Annotated in this window: 9 protein-coding genes; all 9 read right to left on the bottom strand. The window is 63.3% G+C overall.

Going from position 1 to position 13,661, the window contains the following annotated elements; genetic code table 11:
• Window positions 1–110: 110 nt before the first annotated feature.
• On the bottom strand, window positions 111–1,577 hold the full coding sequence (locus GPT33_RS01025; protein WP_296805020.1) for a glutamate synthase subunit beta: 1,467 nt from the start codon (window positions 1,575–1,577) through the stop codon (window positions 111–113).
• Window positions 1,570–6,225 carry a glutamate synthase large subunit gene (gltB, locus tag GPT33_RS01020; RefSeq protein ID WP_296805018.1) on the bottom strand — a complete coding sequence of 1,552 codons (4,656 nt, stop codon included), beginning with the start codon at window positions 6,223–6,225 and terminating at the stop codon, window positions 1,570–1,572. The genes GPT33_RS01025 and gltB overlap by 8 nt, the downstream gene beginning before the upstream one ends.
• A 441-nt stretch (window positions 6,226–6,666) precedes the next feature.
• A complete protein-coding gene (gene aroB, locus GPT33_RS01015; protein WP_296805016.1) occupies window positions 6,667–7,749 on the bottom strand; it encodes a 3-dehydroquinate synthase in 1,083 nt (360 codons plus the stop codon).
• A 64-nt stretch (window positions 7,750–7,813) separates the two neighbouring features.
• Window positions 7,814–8,338: a shikimate kinase AroK gene (gene aroK / locus GPT33_RS01010; protein WP_093034165.1), complete on the bottom strand. Its 525-nt coding sequence runs from the start codon at window positions 8,336–8,338 to the stop codon at window positions 7,814–7,816.
• Between the two features lie 206 nt (window positions 8,339–8,544).
• Window positions 8,545–10,857, bottom strand: a complete 2,313-nt coding sequence (gene pilQ, locus GPT33_RS01005; RefSeq protein ID WP_296805013.1) for a type IV pilus secretin PilQ — start codon at window positions 10,855–10,857, stop codon at window positions 8,545–8,547.
• Between the two features lie 19 nt (window positions 10,858–10,876).
• Window positions 10,877–11,380 carry a pilus assembly protein PilP gene (locus GPT33_RS01000; protein WP_296805011.1) on the bottom strand — a complete coding sequence of 168 codons (504 nt, stop codon included), beginning with the start codon at window positions 11,378–11,380 and terminating at the stop codon, window positions 10,877–10,879.
• Between the two features lie 23 nt (window positions 11,381–11,403).
• Window positions 11,404–12,009: a type 4a pilus biogenesis protein PilO gene (locus GPT33_RS00995; RefSeq protein WP_296805009.1), complete on the bottom strand. Its 606-nt coding sequence runs from the start codon at window positions 12,007–12,009 to the stop codon at window positions 11,404–11,406.
• A gap of 22 nt (window positions 12,010–12,031) precedes the next feature.
• Window positions 12,032–12,649, bottom strand: coding sequence for a PilN domain-containing protein (locus GPT33_RS00990; RefSeq protein WP_296805008.1), 618 nt, complete (start codon window positions 12,647–12,649; stop codon window positions 12,032–12,034).
• Window positions 12,650–13,661, bottom strand: a 1,012-nt coding sequence (gene pilM / locus GPT33_RS00985; protein WP_296805006.1) for a type IV pilus assembly protein PilM, incomplete at its 5' end; no start/stop codon positions are given.

Below are 13,661 nucleotides of genomic sequence, written 5' to 3'. Positions count from 1 at the left end.
CAATCGTACGTCAGAACCCTCGACCCTGTAAGCCACACTCATGGGGATGCGGCGCGGCCCGAGACCACGCCAAGACATCCCGGACCGCGCCCGACGCGGCCCAACCCAGCTCAACGCGCCAGATCGGAGCGGCCCATCAACCACTCATCCACCGCCCTTGCGCATTGACGGCCTTCGCGGATCGCCCACACCACAAGCGACTGACCGCGCCGCATGTCACCTGCACAGAAGACGCCGTCCACCGAGGTGTGATAGGCGACGGGGCCGTCGGTGACGCCCCTGATATTGCCGCGTGGGTCGAGCTCGAGGCCCGCGCTCTCGCGAAGCTCGGCGATCATGCCTTCGTGCACGGGATGCACGAAACCCATGGCCAGCAGCACTAGGTCGGCCTTGAGCTCGCCGGTGCTGTCCGGCACCGGCTGCATCTGCCAGCGACCACCGTCGCCGCGCTCCCAGCGTACCAGCTCGAAACGCAACGCCTTCACGCGGCCGTTCTCGTCGCCGACGAACGCCTTGGACGCAACGTTCCACAATCGTTCACAACCCTCTTCCTGGGAGCTGGATGTGCGCAACCGGTTTGGCCATTCCGGCCAGGTCAATCCCTTGTCTTCCTTCTCCGGTGGTTTGTCCAGGATCTCGATCTGAGTGACGGATTTCGCGCCGTGCCGGTTGGAGGTTCCGATACAGTCCGAGCCGGTATCGCCACCCCCGATCACGACGACATGCTTGCCGTGAGCGCTGATGAAGTCGTCCTCGGGGACGTACGAGCCCTGCACGCGCTTGCTGTTGCGCGTCAGGAAGTCCATCGCGAAATGGATACCGGACAACTCGCGACCCGGCACCTCCAGATCACGGGGCTTCTCCGACCCGCCGGCGAGCACCACCGCGTCGTATTCCTCGCGCAACCGCGAAACCGGAATGTCCACTCCGATGTGTGCGTTGGTGTGAAACTCGACGCCTTCGGTACGCATCTGCGCCATCCGTCGGTCGATGAGCGATTTACTCAGCTTGAAATCGGGGATGCCGTAACGCAGCAACCCGCCGATGCGGTCGGCCTTCTCAAACAGATGAACCTGGTGACCAGCGCGCGCAAGCTGCTGGGCGGTCGCAAGCCCGGCGGGACCGGAACCGACCACGGCGACACGCTTTCCGGTGCGTCGCTCCGGTACCAGAGGCTTGATCCAGCCTTCCTTCCAGGCCTTGTCCACAATGGCGCACTCGATGGTCTTGATGGCCACCGGGTTGTCGTCCAGGTTCAGCGTACAGGCGGCCTCGCAGGGCGCCGGACAGATACGTCCGGTGAACTCCGGAAAGTTGTTGGTCGAGTGAAGAACCTCGATCGCGGCCCGCCAGTCATTCCGAAAGACCAAGTCGTTCCAGTCCGGGATGATGTTGTTGACAGGGCACCCCTGATGACAATAGGGGATTCCGCAGTCCATGCAGCGGGCACCTTGCTCGCTGACCTCGCGATCCGGCAACGGGATCACGAACTCGTTGTAATGCACGACGCGATCAGCGGCCGGCTGATAGCGCCGGTCGCGACGCTCGAACTCGAGGAATCCGGTCGGCTTACCCATGATCCACAATCCCCTTCGACTGCTTGATCGTCTGTGGCGGACGGCTTTGGCGGGTCTGCATCGTCTCGAGGGCCAAGCGATAATCGACCGGCATGACCTTTACGAAGCGATCTCGATAGCTGTCCCAATCATCGAGGATCCGCCGCGCCACATCGGAGTTGGTGTAGTGCAGATGGTTCACGACAAGCTGCTTGAGCCGCGCGGCATCGAACCGGCTCATGTCCTGGCTGAGATCCACGAGACCGTGGGTCTCGAGATCGCCGCCCTGGTGGTCGAGCGCCTCGAGGATGTCGTCTTCACGCGTAATCGGCTCGAGCTCGACCATCGCCAGATTGCAACGGTCTGCAAAGGTGCCGTCTTCGTCCAGGACGTAGGCGACCCCGCCGGACATACCGGCCGCGAAATTTCTCCCCGTCGGACCGAGCACCACGGCGATACCCCCCGTCATGTACTCGCAGCCATGATCACCGACGCCTTCGACCACGGCGATGGCACCGGAGTTGCGGACGCAGAAGCGCTCGCCCGCCACACCCCGGAAGAAACACTCGCCGCTGATCGCACCGTAAAGGACCGTGTTGCCGACGATGATATTGTCCTCGGCACGCGCGATCGCGGATTCCGCCGGGGGATAGATGATCAGCCGCCCGCCCGAAAGCCCCTTGCCGACATAGTCGTTGGCCTCGCCCTCGAGCTCGATCGTGACGCCCGCGGCCACCCAGGCGCCGAAGGACTGACCACCGGTTCCTTTCGCCTTGATATGGATCGTGTCTTCGGGCAGCCCGGCATGCCCGAAGCGCTCGGCTACCCGGCCCGACAGCATAGCGCCGAAGCAACGGTTGTAATTGCGGATCTCCGTCTCGATGCGCACCGGTTCCCGGCGCGCGAGCGCCGGCTCGGCCTGACGGATCAGCTTGTGGTCGAGTGCCTTGTCGATGCCGTGATCCTGGCGCTCGCTGTTGTAGATCGCCACGTCCGCACTGACATCCGGGCGCGCCAGCAACCGCGAGAAATCCAGTCCTCGGGCCTTCCAATGGGAAATCGCTCGGCGCATCTCCAACCGCTCGGAATGACCGATCATCTCGTTCAGGGTGCGGAAGCCAAGCTTGGCCATCAACTGACGAACCTCTTCGGCGACGAAGAAGAAAAAGTTGATCACATGCTCGGGCTGTCCGGTAAAACGCCTGCGCAGCTCCGGATCCTGGGTCGCAACACCGACCGGGCAGGTGTTGAGATGACACTTGCGCATCATGATGCAGCCCTCGACGATCAAGGGAGCGGTCGCGAAACCGAACTCGTCGGCCCCGAGCAATGCACCGATCACCACGTCTCGCCCGGTGCGCATGCCCCCGTCGACCTGGACCGCGATGCGCCCGCGCAACCGGTTGAGCACCAGCGTCTGATGGGTCTCGGCCAGACCGATCTCCCATGGCGATCCGGCATGCTTGATCGAGGTCAGCGGGCTGGCGCCCGTCCCGCCGTCGTAGCCGGCGATGGTGACGTGGTCGGCATGGGCCTTGGAGACGCCCGCAGCAACCGTCCCGACGCCCACCTCGGAGACCAGCTTGACCGAGATGCGGGCCTTCGGATTCACATTCTTGAGGTCGTGAATGAGCTGTGCCAGATCCTCGATCGAGTAGATGTCGTGATGCGGCGGCGGGGAGATGAGTCCCACCCCGGGCGTGGAATGACGCACCCTGGCGATCTGCGGGCTCACCTTATGGCCCGGCAGCTGACCGCCTTCGCCCGGCTTGGCACCTTGCGCGATCTTGATCTGAATATCGTCCGCGCTCACCAAGTACTCGGTGGTGACGCCGAAACGCCCCGAAGCGACCTGCTTGATGGCCGAGCGTTCCGGGTTGGCGGAGCCGTCGGGCAAGGGCTGAAAGCGCTCGGGTTCTTCCCCGCCCTCACCCGTGTTCGACTTGCCGCCGATGGCGTTCATCGCTTTGGCGAGCGTGGAGTGCGCCTCGGGCGAGATGGAGCCGAAGGACATCGCCCCGGTCGCGAAACGTTTCACGATGGCGCTTGCCGGCTCGACCTCCTCGATGGGGATTGGCTCGGGTGCGAATTTCAGCTCCATGAGGCCGCGCAGGGTCAGGAGTCGCTCGGACTGGTCGTTGATCAGCCGGGAGTATTCGCCGAAGGTTTCGAAGTTCTTGGAACGGGTCGCGTGCTGTAACTTCGAGATGGTCTCGGGGGTCCAGACATGGTCCTCGCCGCGCAGCCGATAGGCGTAGTCCCCGCCGACATCCAGGTGTTTGCGGTAGATCTGCTCGCGCCCGTAAGCCTGCGCGTGCCAACGCACCGCTTCCTCCGCCACCTCCTTTAGGCCGATCCCTTCCACCTTCGACTGGGTGCCGGTGAAGTAGCGCTGGATGAAGGGCGTGTTCAATCCGATCGCGTCGAAGATCTGTGCCCCGCAATAGGATTCGAGCATCGAGATGCCCATCTTCGACATGACCTTGAGCAGGCCCTTGCCGACCGCCTTGATGTAGCGCTTCTGAGCCTCTTCAAAGGTCAGAGGCTCGGGTAGATGCGGCAGCAGCGATTGAATCGTATCGAAGGCCAAATAGGGGTTGATCGCCTCGGCGCCGTAGCCGGCAAGCGTCGCGAAGTGATGGACCTCCAGGGCCGCACCGGTCTCGACCACGATACCCGAGCTGGTGCGCAGACCACGTCGAATGAGGTGGTGGTGCACCGAGGAGGTGGCAAGCAGCGCGGGGATCGGGATGTGGTCCAGATTGGTATTTCGATCGGAGAGGATCAGGATGTTGTAGCCGGCCAGAACCGCCTGCTCGGCCTGCTCGCAGAGAAGATCGAGCGCCGCGCCCATGCCTTCGGCACCTTCGGACGCGGGGTAGACCATGTCGAGCGTGCGGGTCCTGAATGCCGCCCCGGCGCTGTACTCGATGTGCCGAATTCGCTCCAGGTCTTGATTGGTCAGAACAGGCTGCGGGGTCTCCAGGCGCCAATGCTTTCCGGCCTCGTTGATCCCCAGAAGGTTCGGGCGCGGCCCGATCATGCACACCAGCGACATCACCAGCTCTTCGCGGATCGGGTCGATCGGCGGATTGGTGACCTGCGCGAAGTTCTGCTTGAAGTAGGTCGAGAGGTGCTTGGGCCGACTGGAAAGCACCGACGGCGGATTATCCGCACCCATCGAGCCGACGGCCTCTTGCCCGGTGAGGATCATCGGGCTCAGAAGGAACTTGATGTCTTCCTGCGTGTAGCCGAAGGCCTGTTGGGCGTCCAACAGCGTGGCATCGTCCGGGGACATGGGTCCGACACTCGTCGGCAGCTCGTCGAGTCGGATCTGCGTCTTCTTGAGCCATTCACCGTAGGGCTTGGCCTCGGCGAGCTGGGTCTTGATCTCCGCATCGTCGATGATACGGCCCTGCTCCAGATCGATCAGGAGCATCTTGCCGGGCTGCAGGCGCCACTTCTTGACGATGCGCTCCTCGGCGATGTCGAGCACGCCCATCTCGGAGGCCATCACGACCATGTCGTCTTTGGTCACCAGGTAGCGCGCCGGTCGCAGACCGTTGCGATCCAGCGTTGCGCCGATCTGGCGCCCGTCGGTGAAGGCAACCGCAGCGGGACCGTCCCAGGGTTCCATCAACGCCGTGTGATATTCGTAGAATGCGCGGCGTTTCTCGTCCATGAGGCGGTTGCCGGTCCAGGCTTCCGGGATCAACACCATCATGGCGTGCGCGAGCGAGTAGCCGCCCATCACCAGCAGCTCGAGCGCATTGTCGAAGCACGCAGAGTCCGACTGACCCTCCGGGATCAGAGGCCAGATGGTGTCGAGGTCGTCACCCAGGATATCCGAGCGCATGGTGTGTCGGCGTGCGGCCATCCAGTTGACGTTGCCGCGCAGGGTATTGATCTCGCCGTTGTGGCAGATCATGCGAAATGGCTGCGCCAGATCCCAGGTCGGGAAGGTGTTGGTCGAGAAGCGTTGGTGCACCAGCGCGATGGCGGACTCGAAGCGCTCGTTCGAGAGGTCCAAGTAATAGTTGCCGACCTGGTCGGCGAGCAGCATGCCCTTATAGTTGAGCGTGCGCGAGGACAACGAGGCGGTGTAGTAGGACGTCTGATCGTATCCGGCGCCGCGGATCTCGTTGTCCATCCGCTTTCGGATCACGAAGAGCTTACGCTCGAAGGCGTCCTGATCGGCGCAGTTCTCGCCTCGGGCGATGAACACCTGTTGGATCAGAGGCTCGGTCGGGAGCACGCTCTTGCCCAGGTCGCTGTTGTCGACCGGCACCTCTCGCCAACCGAGCACCCGCTGTCCGCCTTCGCGGACGTGGCGATCGATGATGTCCTGCATCAGCGCGCGCGCGTCCGCCTCGCGCGGCAGGAAGACCATGCCGACCCCGTACTCGCCGATGGGCGGCAAGTCAAAGGTGACCCGGGCACGCAGAAAGGCGTCCGGAATCTGGACCAGGATGCCGGCACCGTCGCCGGCCTTTGGATCCGCGCCGACCGCGCCTCGGTGCGCAAGACGCTTCAGGATCTCCAGGCCCTGCCTGACGATCGCATGACTTTTGGTGTTCTTGATGTTGCAGACGAACCCGACCCCGCAGGAATCGCGTTCGTTGGCCGGGTCATAGAGACCCTGTGCGGGCGGATAGGCACGAAGGCTCATCATTGACCTCGCTGATACGGAAACATGTTGCCGGGGATTGTGCAGTCGCGACGCGCGCGCTTACACCTTCAAACCTGTGTGTGATTGTCGCAACCGCAGCCGGACATCACAATCGTGTCGTCATTCAAGCGGGGAGTCGGACGTCGTCGATCGTCCAGGTCGAGACAACGATCATCGCCGGGTCACCGCAAAACCCCAAAGCATACCGTTTCAGCAGATGCTGTGCCACATTTCTCGACATCAATGCGGCCGCCAAAGGGGTGCGTGCGACCTCGCCTTTCTCGGCGTCCGCGCGCCGAAAGCCTAAGCCCGCGCGCGTTCACGAGCCCACATCGGCCTCGTCGCAAGTCGCAGTGGATAATCGCGGTTCGACCGGAACATGCCCTATGGCCGTGCGCGAAACACCCGGCATGTCCGAAATCAGTGCAAGCAAACGTGATCCTAGGAGGCCGCGGAGTCGAGAGTCGCTCGCAGAAGATTCGGATCGACGTCAGCCGTCACCAGTGCGTCTCCGGGGTGTTGCAGCAGCACGAGGCGCAGTTGGCCGTCCTGTACCTTTTTGTCGACCGCCATGAGCTCGAGAAAGCGATCGGCGGAGAGATCGTTCGGAGCGGCGACGGGAAGGCCAGCGCTTGCCACCAGGCGGCGAACCCGCTCGACGTCCACGTCGGTGAGCCAACCCATGCGGGCGGATAGATCGGCTGCCATGCAGATTCCAACCCCAACCGCCTCGCCGTGAAGCCAGGTGCCGTAACCGGTCGCCGTCTCGATAGCATGCCCGAAGGTGTGTCCGAGGTTGAGCAGGGCACGCTGACCGGCTTCGAGCTCGTCTTCGGCGACGATCTCCGCCTTGATCTCGCAGGAGCGGCGGATGATATAGGCCAAGGCATCCGGGTCGCGCGCAAGCAGCTCGGCCATATGCGTTTCGAGCCAGGCGAGGAAGGTCGCGTCGCGGATGAGTCCGTATTTCAGAACCTCGGCCAATCCGGCGGAGAGCTCGCGCTGCGGCAATGTCGCCAAGGTCGAGGTGTCTGCGATCACCGCTCGGGGCTGATGGAAGGCCCCGATCATGTTCTTCCCGGCCGGGTGGTTGATGCCGGTCTTGCCCCCGACGGAGGAATCGACCTGTGCCAGCAGGGTCGTGGGCACTTGGATGAAGCCGACACCGCGCTGATAACAGGCAGCCGCGAACCCCGTCATATCGCCCACCACGCCCCCGCCGAGCGCCACCAGCGTACAGTCGCGCCCGAAGCGCGCCTGCAGCAAGGCATCGAAGATTCGGTTCCAGACCTCCAGTGTCTTGTGCTGCTCGCCGTCGGGCAGCACCACCTCGTCGACATGATAACCCTCCAGCGCCGAGCGAGCCGCTTCCAGGTACAAAGGCGCGACCGTCTCGTTGGTCACGATCATGACCTGCGAGCCGAATAGATGCGGCCGGTAGAGGTCCGGATCCGAGATCAGGCCGGAACCGATGTGAATGGGATAGGCACGCGCCCCGAGGGCGACGGTGAGGCTCCAGGACATGTCGTTTCTCCGATCATGCTGCCTGGACGTGAGCGATGCTTGCGTCCAGGTCTCGGGGCGCGGTTCAGATCTCTTCTGACTCCAGACGTCGAGAGATCTCCTTAACCACGGAGCTGGTGCCGCGCTTTTCGGTCGAAACGACCATATCGGCGACTTGGCGATAGAGCGGCTCACGCTCCTCCATCAGCTCGCGCAGCTTCGCAAGTGGATCCTCCGTGTCCAGCAAGGGGCGATTGCGGTCGCGAGCGGTGCGGGCATACTGCTGCTCCGGGCTGCAATGCAGATAGATCACGACGCCCCGGGCCGCGAGATCTTGGCGATTCTCCGCCGACAAGATGACCCCGCCGCCGGTCGCGAGCACGATCCGCTCCTCGCTTACGAGCTCCTCGATCACTTGGCGCTCACGGGCACGAAAGCCGGTTTCGCCCTCGAACTCGAAGATCGTCGGGATGTCCACGCCGGTGCGGCGCTGGATCTCCTGATCGCTGTCTTTGAAGGTGTAGGACAGTGTCTCGGCAAGCTGCCGTCCGACGGTACTCTTGCCGGCACCCATCGGCCCGACGATAAAAATGTTCTGTGCGCGCATCATAAGAAAGGTATGCCAGATTTTCGGCGCGCGGGCAAGGGCGAAGACGCCCGACCCAAGCGCGGTAAAAACGACGACGCAAGCGGGGAGCGAGCGCCGGAGCAATCGATCACGGCCCGATCGAGACAACGCGAGATCAAGCCCAACGCCCTGACTCCCCTTCAGTATTCGCTGCAGCGTTGGGTTGCCGCCCGAGGGGGCAGCCACCATTAATTTCCAACCAGGTCGCCCTTGAGGATCTTGGGCGTGACGAAGATCAGGAGTTCGGAGTTGTTGTCCTCGCGAGCCTCTCGTTTGAAGAGACGCCCTAGAACCGGGACGTCTCCGATCCAAGGCACCTGTTCCTTTGCGAAGATTTTGGTGCGCTCGTAGACACCGCCCAAGACGACGGTCTCTCCGTTGTCGACCAGGACCCGTGTTTCGATCTCGCGGGTGTTGATGGTCGGTGTCCCGTCGACAACACGGCTGAAATCCGGTTCGTCCTTCGTCACCACCAAGTCCATAATGATCCTGTCGTCCGGGGTAATCGCAGGCGTGACCGTCAGGCTCAGTGTTGCGTTCTCGAATTCGACGTTCGTGCCGTCCTGCGAGACGGTCGAGTAGGGGATCTTCTTGCCCACCTCGATCCTGGCCTCCTTCTGATCGGAGGTGATCACGCGCGGACTCGAGATGACCTCGCCGCGTCCCTCGCGTTGCATTGCCGAGAGCTCCAGCTGAAGCAGGTAGGAGCCGACCTTGCCGATCAGGAAGTTCACCGCACCCGCCGGGTCCGTTGCCGGAAGGTTGACGAGAAGCGAAGGCGTATCGGTCGCGACAGGATCGAGGATGATCGCGTTGTTCGGCTCGCCGGCGGTGTCGAGCCCGAAGGGTCCGGCATTGTAGTTGCCGCGCCCGACTAGATTGCCGGGTAAACCGCCGCCGATGAGCATCTCATTGTTGTACAAAGCGCCCATCGAGGTCGCTAGACCGAACCGCACACCAAGGTCCCGGGTGAAGTCGTTGTTGGCAATGACCACGCGGGACTCGATCATGACCTGCCGAACCGGGATGTCCAAGCGCGCGACGACCTCGCGGATCTGATCCAAGCGGGCGGAGGTGTCCATGACCAGCAGGGTATTGGTGCGTTGGTCGAAGGTCACGCTGCCGCGCCCGGGTGTCAGGATCGAGTCTTTTGTGGATTCGCTCACGGTACGATCGAGCTGACGCATGTCGCGGCCGATCGGGCTGCTGCCCCCTTGTGAGCTGACGCTCGACTGCAGACTGGAAGCACCCCGAATAAAGGCAGCGATCTCGGCCGCCTTGGCGAATTTGACCGGGATGAACTCCGAACGGATCGGCGCGAGCTCCTCAAGACGCTGATCCGCAGTCAAGGTGCGTTCTTCGTGCCCGACGATCTCGTCGAATGGACCGACCATGATGACATTGCCGTCCTGGCGCTTGGTCAGATTCTTGGTCTTGAGGATGATGTCGAGCGCCTGATCCCAGGGCACATTCTTCAGACGCAAGGTGATGTTGCCGGCGACCGAGTCGCTGGCCACCAGGTTCAGATCCGTGAAGTCGGCGAGCAGCTGGAGGACCGCCCGGACCTCGATGTCCTGGAAGTTCAGCGAGAGCCGCTCCCCGTCATAGACGACCTTTTCCCGCGCGAGACGCTCCTTTTCAGCCGAGGTCAGGGGCCGCAGCTCCAAGGTGAAGAGGTTGTCGGTCTGATAGGCCATGTACTCGAAGTCGCTGCCGGTCTGGACGTTGACCTCGACATTGCGTCCCTTGGGCCGAGACTCGATCGCCACGACAGGTGTTGCGAAGTCCACGACGTCGAGCCGGCGAAACAGACGCTGGGGCAAGGCCGCATCGATGACGTCGACGAGAACGCGGCTCCCCTGCTCCCGCACGGTGACACGCGTGGTTGCGCTCGGAAGCGTGATCAGGACACGCCCCTCGCCCTCGGGACCTCGACGGAAATCGATGTCTCGAACACTTGGCCCGGGGGCCGCGCCGCCGTCGGAGGCAGGGCGGTCCCACGGAGCCGAAGCCGGCGCCCGGGGCTGTGCCCGCGTGGTAGCTGGTGTCGGTGAGGCGGGTCGCGCCGCTTCCGGCTCGCTCCGGGCGTCGATATCCACGCGCACGCGATTGCCCTCGGTCGTCACCCGATAGGGGACCGAATCGTTCAGATTGATCACGACACGGGCACGATCGCTCGCCTCCACCGCGACCAGGCTATGGACCGGACCGACGCCGATCGGGATGGCTTTGCGCTCGAGTCGGTTCGCGACGCCCTCGAAGTCCAGCGCGATCCGTGCCGGGGACACGGTGTCGAAGGTCTGCGGTGCGCTGACCGGTCCGGAGAAGAGGAGCTGTATCTCGACGCGATTCCCCGGCTGTGCCGCGAATTCGACATCGGTGAGATCGACGGCGGCAACATTTGCCGCGCCGACGGAGAAGCCCAGCATGACGGAGCACAGGAGCACCCGTCGGAAGATGCCGCTTAGTCCGCGCGGGCTCGGTCGATAGGGGCTGTTCATCGCGGCATGCCTCTGCCTGTCACGGGGTGAGTGCGAGCGTGGCCGAGCGTTCGCGCCAATCGCCGGGTATCTCGGAGACGATCTCCGTCACCCGGATGGCATCGTCGGTGATGTCCACGATCTGTCCGTTGTTCATTCCCAGATAGTTCCCGACCCGCACGCGATAGACCAAGCCTTCGCGCGTTCGAACCAAGGCCCAGCGCGTGTCTTGCTGCTGGACCGTGCCCACCATGCGCAGCGAATCCAAGGGGTAGCTTTCGAGCTCCTCCTTGGGTCGAAGCGGATCAGGGGCGAGACTGTCGTCCGTCCTGGCCGCCGCGGCGGTTTGCGTGTCCATCACGAACGGATCCCGGCGTCCGGCGGGCTCGAAGATGAAGGCGTCGACCGATTGGATCTCGGGCAAGGGCTCGATCGGCTTCGGCGCGCGCGCCTTGACCTCGTCGACGTAGGCCCTCAGCTCCTGGGTCCCGCTGCGGTCGCACCCCCACACGAGCAAAGCGACCACCACCATCGACCCGCGCATGCAGGCTGAACCCAGTCGCCTGATCACTGTTCGGCGTCCTCGTCGAGATAGCGGTAGGTCTTCACCGTTGCCTGGAGCGACAGTTTCACCGCCCCACTGCCGGTGGTTCCGCCGGCATCGCTGATCCTGGTGTCGTGGACGGTCACGATGCGCGGCAAGGATGCCAGTCCACTGACGAAGCGGCCAAAGTCGTGATAGCTTCCGGTCACTCGAATCTGGATCGGAAGCTCGGCATAGAAGTCCTTCAGCTGCTCGCCTCCCGGTTGAAACAGCTCGAACTCAAGTCCGGCGGCGAGCCCGGTTTGCGAGACGTCGACCAGGAGCGAGGCGACCTCGGTTCGGTTCGGCAGCTGACGGAGCATCGCCCCGAAGGATTCCTTCATCTCCTCGATCTGCTGGCGGTACCCCTCGAGATTGGCCGCCTTGCGCTGTTTGGTCTCGAATGACGCGCGCAGATCTCGCTCCGTTGCCTGGGCACGCTCGAGCCGACTCAACTGCTCCTGCGTATCGAAATAGAAGACGGCGCCGCCCAGAGCGACGCAGGCGAGCAGAATCGCAATCACCTTGACCACGATCGGCCACTCGCCGACGCTGTTGAGATCGAGTTGGTTGAGCTCGCTCAAGTCCATCCGGAGGTCTCCGCGCGTCTCCTCATCGGCGACTGTCTGCCATGAGCCACATCTCCGACCGGGAGCCCCGAGGCGCTTCGGTTCGAGTCGACGCGGGGTTTGCCATGGGACTGACTTGATCGAACGCCAAGCGGAACTGGCTCAGGCCGGTCCCGGTCTTGTCCTCGATCAAGAGCAGGCGAGGACCGCCGATCCATTCCGATGCCTCGATGCTCCGCATGAAGGCGGAGACCCTTGCATTCGACTGTGCGCGCCCTTCGACGGTCACGGTTCGGCCGCTCTGCTCCAGTTTGGTGAGATAGACCCCTTCGGGGATCGCGACCACCAGCTCCTCGAACAGCCGCACGATCTCCGGGCGGCTCTCCTGAAGTTCTTGGATGATATCCATGCGCGACAAGAGATCCGCCTTGATCTTCTCAAGATCCTCGATTTCCTTGATCTGACGGTTCAGTTGCGCGATCTCGCCCTCCAGGAGCTGGTTTCGGGCCTGTTGATCGCCGATCCTCCCTTCGATCTGCAAGTGGACCAATACCGCCACAAGCAGCGTGAAGACCAGTGCGAGACCTCCAGCGGTGGCGAACTCCTTGCGTCGCCGTTGCCGCGCCTCTTCCCGCCAAGGCAAGAGGTTGATGCGTGTCATCTAGTCGAACCCTCGCAAGGCCAGCCCGACGGCGACCATCATTCCGGGTGCCTCCCGCATCAACTCCTGGGTGTTGACGCTCGGCGAGACCGACATGCGACGAAAGGGGTTGGCGACAGCGGCCGGCAGTTTAAGGCGCTCTGCCATCAGGAGATCGATCCCGGGGATGCTTGCCGGTCGACCGGCAAGCAGGAGCCGATCGACGCGGTTGAAGCTGGTCCCCGAATAGAAGAACTGCAGCGCCCGCCCGATCTGTTGTGCCAACGCCTCCTTGAAAGGTCCGAGTACGTCGGTCTCGTATCCCTCCGCGACATCACCGTCGAGGATCTTGCCGAGAGCCACCTCCCGCGACAGGCTGTAGCGCCGCTGGACCTCATCGAGCAGTTGTTGGCCTCCGAAATTCTGCTCGCGGGTATAAACGATCTGCCCTTCGTGCATCACATGCAAAGTGGTCGTCGCGGCACCGACGTCGGCCACGGCCACTGTTCGAGCGGCCTCGAGCTCGGTCTCGGCCGGCGCTTCCTCGGCGAGGATCAGCGCGCAGGCGTTCTCCATCGCATAGGCCTCGACATCGACGACCGCCGGGGTCAGCCCCGCGGCCTCGAGCGCACCCACGCGGTCTTCGACGTTCTCTTGACGCGAGGCGACCAACAACACGTCCACCATTGATGGGTTACCTCTCGTCGGGCCAACGACCTGGAAGTCGAGATTGACCTCCTCCAGCGGATAAGGGATGTATTGGTCCGCTTCGAGCTGGATCTGGTTCTCCATCTCGGCATCGCTGAGGGTTCCGGCCATGGCGATCACCTTGGTGATCACCGCGGAGCCGGCAACAGCAACCGCGGCACGTTTTGCACGTGTTCCGGTGGTGCCGACGGCTTTACGGATCGTGGCCGCGACGCGATCCAGATCCGCGATCTTTTTCTCGACAAGCGCGCCCGGCGGGAGCGGCTCGATCGCAAAACACTCGACCCGATACGCCGCAGCCGTCTGCACGGGAAGTCGCGACAGT

This window comes from Thiocapsa sp., assembly GCF_011390875.1.
Classification (GTDB): domain Bacteria; phylum Pseudomonadota; class Gammaproteobacteria; order Chromatiales; family Chromatiaceae; genus Thiocapsa.
The sequence above is the reverse complement of the archived record's forward strand: the minus strand, read 5'-3'. Positions and strand labels throughout refer to the sequence as shown.